5 protein-coding genes are annotated in these 4,363 nt (G+C 72.8%); 1 reads left to right on the forward strand and 4 read right to left on the reverse strand.

What is annotated here, in order from left to right:
* From AC0CYZ_RS18585 to AC0CYZ_RS18595, 3 genes are all read right to left on the reverse strand, one after another.
* The coding region (locus AC0CYZ_RS18585; RefSeq protein ID WP_472217988.1) for an ABC transporter transmembrane domain-containing protein at positions 1 to 1,123 on the reverse strand (1,123 nt) is incomplete at its 3' end.
* A gap of 184 nt (positions 1,124 to 1,307) precedes the next feature.
* A complete protein-coding gene (locus AC0CYZ_RS18590) occupies positions 1,308 to 1,457 on the reverse strand; it encodes a hypothetical protein (RefSeq protein ID WP_472217990.1) in 150 nt (49 codons plus the stop codon).
* A 295-nt stretch (positions 1,458 to 1,752) separates the two neighbouring features.
* The gene (locus tag AC0CYZ_RS18595) at positions 1,753 to 2,979 is read right to left on the reverse strand and encodes an MFS transporter (RefSeq protein WP_472217992.1); all 1,227 of its coding nucleotides are present in this window, start codon (positions 2,977 to 2,979) and stop codon (positions 1,753 to 1,755) included.
* 115 nt (positions 2,980 to 3,094) lie between these two features.
* Here AC0CYZ_RS18595 and AC0CYZ_RS18600 point away from each other — a divergent pair, with 115 nt between their 5' ends.
* Positions 3,095 to 3,703 (forward strand): TetR/AcrR family transcriptional regulator, encoded by a 609-nt coding sequence (locus AC0CYZ_RS18600; protein WP_472217994.1) that lies wholly within the window; start codon positions 3,095 to 3,097, stop codon positions 3,701 to 3,703.
* Here the strand turns inward: AC0CYZ_RS18600 and AC0CYZ_RS18605 are convergent.
* Positions 3,679 to 4,363: alkane 1-monooxygenase (locus tag AC0CYZ_RS18605; RefSeq protein ID WP_472217995.1), on the reverse strand; the 685-nt coding region annotated here is incomplete at its 5' end. The genes AC0CYZ_RS18600 and AC0CYZ_RS18605 overlap by 25 nt on opposite strands.

Below are 4,363 nucleotides of genomic sequence, written 5' to 3' on the forward strand. Positions count from 1 at the left end.
CCGACGCCGAGGTGACGGACAGGTGCAGCGATCCGAGCTGGGAGAGCGGCGGGTAGAGGTAGCCGAGGTAGGCGGCGAACCCGAAGAGGCCCCCGACGGTCAGCTCGCCCGCGGCGATGAACGCCGCCCCGGCGATCAGGACCGCGAGCAGGGCACCGCTCTGGATGAGCGTGGTGATCGGCGCGTAGATCATCTGCAGGCGGCTCTCGCGAGCGCGGGCCCGCCACCACACCTCGCCGTGGTGGTCGAGCCGGTCGCTCTCGATCTTCTCGGTGCCGTAGGCCTGCACGAGGGGCAGGTTGGACAGCGCCTGCTCGACGGCGGAGCCGACCTCGCCGGCGGCGCGCCGCTCGGTCCGGGCCGCGGTCTTGGTGAACCGGCCGGTGATGCGGCTGGTCAGCCACATCAGCGGGACCAGGGCGACGACGATGACCGCCAGCTGCCACTGCACGAGGACGGCGGCGGCGGCGTAGGCGATGGCGGTGCCCACCGCGATGATCGTGGTGACGATCCCCGTCGAGGCGAGGCCCTCGACGCCGTCGACGTCGCTGGTCAGCCGGGACATGAGGTCGCCGGTGGCGTGCTCGCCGAGGAAGCGCGGGCCGAGACGTTGCAGGTGCGCGAAGACCTCGTGGCGCAGGCGGAAGACGAAGCGCTCCGCGGCGCCGACGAGCAGGAACCCGCCGAGCACCGAGAGCAGGCCCCCGACGGCGGTCAGCACCAGCCACTCGATCGCCGAGGGCCAGACCGCGGACATCGAGTGGGCCACGGTCGCGCCGTCGACGATCCGGGCGAACATCGTGACCACGTAGGTGTCGCAGGCCGTCGAGGCGGCCATCGCGAGGAAGGCGAAGACGAGCTTGGAGCGGTCGGACTTCGTGTACGGCCAGAACCGGCGGAAGATCGCGCGCAAGGTCATGGCCGGCGCCTCCGGGGCGTCGCCGTAGTCCGGCGCCGCCCCGGAGGAACCGTCACGTCCGCTCGGGGCGGACGTGGACGCGCTGCTGCCCGCGGGGTCCCGGGAGGGAGCTGCGGCGCCCCCGACGCCACCGCTCTCCGTCGCGGGGGCCTCGTCATGGCCCACCGGCGACGTCCCGTCCACCAGCGTCGAGTGCGCGCCCACCGTCTCCCCTCGAACGACCCGGGCCGAGAGCCCGGGGTGCCCGGCCCGGCGACCGCCCTCCCGTGTGGGACGGTCGGCCGCCGGGCCGGGCAGCACAGCCCTGATGCGGTCCGGTCAGCGCCGGGCCGCGTGGTTGGTCCCGGAGGCGGACAGCCCGCCCGCCTCGGGACCGGTCACGACGAGATCAGTCGCAGTGGTGCTTCTTGGTGTGGCAGGGCTTGGGCTCGCAGCACTCCTGCTGCGGCGGCTTGCACTCGTGGCAGTGGCAGCTGCGGTGGTGGTGGTGGCGGTGCCGCGGCGGCGTGCAGTGCTCGAGAAGGCTGAAGTGGCCCATCGATGGTTCCTCTCGGGGAAGGAAACAACCCCTCGTCGGGTGACGAAGGCGAGGTCACGATGTGGTCACAACTTAAGAGCCACCTGTGAGCCAGCTGTCAGCCGGCCCAGCGAAAAGCACATGTCTGTGTGTCTACCAAAGACGAGGTCAAGCAGCGAGCTCCGAACCCAAGAAATAGTCAAGGGTTCCTATTCTCAGGTTCGGCTCAGCTGGGCGAGTGAACACCCGTTGTGACCGCTCATCCGGGGACTGATCGCCCGGACGAGGGAGGGGTAGTGACTCGCCGTGGCCTCCCCTAGCTCTCGGGCGCTCCACAGACGCCCGCCGGAACCGGCTGGGCCGCACGGCGGCGGCTCCGGGCCAGCGTCAGGACGACCGATCCGGCCCCCAGGAGGACGACGACGGCGCCGTAGACCTCGGCCGCCGTCGCGAGCCCAACGAGGCCGCTGCCGATCCCTGCGGCGACCGCGGGCAGCGAGAACGCCGTGTACGAGATGACGTAGGCGACCGCGAAGAGCTCGCCGCGCTCGCCGGGGCCGGCGATCTCGGCGAAGACGCCGAAGCAGGCGAGCGCCGCGGCGCCGAAGCCGACACCGGCCACCACGGTCCCGAGGGCGGTCAGCGCCAGCGAGGCGAGCGCGAAGCCCACGAGGGTCACGGCGGTCCCGGTGGCGAGCAGGCCGGCCGCAGGGGCGATCAGGGAGCGGACCGGGCGGTCGCGCAGCAGGAACGACGCGAGCGCCCCGGTGCCGCACAGCAGGGTCACCACGAGGCCGCCGATCAGCCGGGACGACTCCCCGAGCAGCGTGGCCGCGATCGACGGCCCGAGCGAGAGGTAGAGCCCGCCCAGCGCCCAGCTGGTGACGAGCACCGGGGTCACCGCGAGCACCTCGCCGCGCAGCCGCGGCGCCACGCCCACGCGCGGCACGAGGGAGGCCCACCCGCCCGGCCGTCGCGCGGCCGTCTCGGGCAGTACCGCGACGACGACCGCCGAGACGGCGAGCAGTCCGAGCAGCACGATCCACACCAGGCGGGTGGGGGCCGGGGCGAACTGGGTCAGGGCACCGGCGCCCACCGCGCCGGCGGCCAGTCCTGCGAGCGTCCCGACGCCGGTGACCATCCCGGCCCGGTGCAGCGCCTCGGGCGGGGCGAGGTCGACCATCGTGGCTCCCAGGGTCGTGATCGCGGCCCCGGTGGCGATGCCCTGCAGCACCCGCGCGACGAGCAGGGCGCCCACCCCGCCGGCCCCGAGGAACACCGCGAACGAGACGGCCTCGAGCAGCAGGGCCCCGACCAGGACCGGCTTGCGCCCGATGTGGTCCGACAGCGCCCCGATGACGAGCAGCGAGGCCAGCAGGCCGGCGACGTAGACCGCGAAGACGACGGTCAGCGTCGCGGCCGAGAACCCGAAGATCTGCTGGTAGAGCGGGTAGAGCGGGCTCGGCGCGCTGGAGGCGGCCGGGAAGAGGACGACGATGCCGCCCACGGCCGCGAACAGCCGGGCACGCGTTCTCGGGTGCATGGGGCTCCCTCGTGGGTGCGATCGCAACGATCGCTGCATTAGTACGTCGGCGACGCTAGCATGACTAAGGCAGCGATCGCTGCGTTCATTCCGACGACGTGGAAGGATCAGGCAGGTGGGAGCAGCGGTGAACGGGATCGAGGGCGCCGGGACGCGTCCGGGCGGTCGGTCGGCGCGGGTGCGCGCCGCCGTGCACCGCGCGGTGCAGGACCTGGTGGCGGAGGGCGTGCGCACCGAGGACCTGACCATCCCCGTGATCGCCGCCCGGGCGGGCGTGCACGCGACCACGGTGTACCGGCGCTGGGGCTCGCTCGCGGATCTGCTCGCCGCGGTTGCCGAGCACCGGTTCACGGGCGACGTCGTCGTGCCCGACACCGGGACCCTGGCCGGCGACCTGGAGCGCTGGGCGACCGACGTGGCGCGCGACCTCGAGGACCCGGACACGCTCGCCCTCATGCGCGCGTCGATCGGGGCGGGCGAAGCGGCGTCGTGCGCCTGCACCGGGGATCGTCGGGCGCAGATCGCCGCAATGCTCGACCACGAGCGGCGGCGCGGCGGTGACGTGCCGGACGAGAGCAGCGTCGTCGACGGGGTGCTGGCGCCGCTGTACTACCGCGCCCTGTTCGAGCCGTTCGCCCGCGACGACGACGGGCCCGCCCCCGGGGATCGGGTGCGGGCCCTCGTCGGGAACGTGCTCTCCTACTCGCTGTCGGTCAGCCCGTAGCGCGCCAGGATCTTCGCGCGCTTGCGGGGCGCGATGTTGGCCTGCGTGAGGTCGCCGTCGTAGTGCGCGACGACCTTCGGGTCCATGAGCCGGCGCCACAGCGGCGGGAAGACCGCGACGACGATCATCGTCCCGTAGCCCGACGGGAGCTGCGGGGACTCCTCGAAGTGGCGGAGCGTCTGGTAGCGCCGGACTGGGTTCGCGTGGTGGTCGGAGTGGCGCTGCAGTTGGTAGAGCAGCAGGTTCGACACGGTGTGGTCGGCGTTCCAGCTGTGGCGCGGGTCCACGCGCTCGTAGCGCCCGTCGTCTCGGCGCGCCCGCTTGAGCCCGTAGTGCTCCAGGTAGTTCACGATCTCCAGCAGCGTGAACCCGACGACCGCCTGCACGAGCAGCCACGGCAGCACGCCGACGCCGAACCCGAGGCACAGCGCGGTGAACAGCACGATCGTCATCGCCCACGAGACGAGGATGTCGTTGCGCAGGCTCCACGGGTTCTGCTCGTGGCGGGAGAACTTGCGCACCTCGAGGTGCCAGGAGCTGCGCAGGCTGCCCCAGACGGTGCGGGGCAGGAACGAGGTCCAGAAGTTCTCGCCGAAGCGGGAGCTCGCCGGGTCCTCCGGGGTGGCGACGCGGACGTGGTGGCCGCGGTTGTGCTCCACG

The organism is Actinomycetospora sp. (assembly GCF_055612215.1).